This is a genomic window from Chryseobacterium phosphatilyticum (assembly GCF_002899825.2).
Taxonomy (GTDB): domain Bacteria; phylum Bacteroidota; class Bacteroidia; order Flavobacteriales; family Weeksellaceae; genus Chryseobacterium; species Chryseobacterium phosphatilyticum.
Map to the genome: position 1 here is coordinate 1 of NZ_PPED02000030.1, position 666 is coordinate 666.

The 666-nt window shown below is 65.8% G+C and carries 1 protein-coding gene; it reads right to left on the bottom strand.

Annotated features, from left to right (window positions below):
- Positions 1-666, bottom strand: a 666-nt coding sequence (locus tag C1631_RS25275) for a DNA gyrase subunit A (protein ID WP_497707255.1), incomplete at both ends; no start/stop codon positions are given.

The following is a 666-nucleotide window of genomic DNA, read 5'->3' on the forward strand; positions in this document are numbered from 1 at the left end:
GGTCCGGCGAGGTGCGGATCAGGCGGATCACCTCGTCGATATTGGCGACCGCGATGGCCAGACCGCACAAGACGTGGGCCCGCTCGCGCGCCTTGTTGAGCAGGAACTTGGTGCGCCGGGAGACGACCTCCTCGCGGAAGTCGTTGAAGGCCAGCAGCAGGTCCTTCAGGTTCATCAGCTCGGGGCGGCCGCCGTTCAGCGCCACCATGTTGCAGCCGAACGAGGATTGCAGCGGCGTGTAGCGGTAGAGTTGGTTCAGCACGACCTCGGCCATGGCGTCGCGCTTGATCTCGACGACGATGCGCATGCCGTCGCGGTCGGATTCGTCGCGCAGGTCCGAGATGCCCTCGACGCGCTTCTCCTTGACCAGCTCGGCGATCTTCTCGACCAGCGTCGCCTTGTTCACCTGATACGGGATCTCGGTGAAGATCAGCGCCTCGCGCTCCTTGCGCAGCTCCTCGATATGGGACTTCGCCCGCATGATGATCGAGCCGCGGCCCGTGGCGTAGGCCTGCCGGGTGCCAGCGCGGCCGAGAATCAGGCCGCCGGTCGGGAAGTCGGGACCGGGCACGATCTCGTTGAGCGCCTCGATGGTCAGGCTCGGATCGTCGATGAGGGCGATGCAAGCGTCGATCAGCTCGCCGAGATTGTGCGGCGGGATGTTGG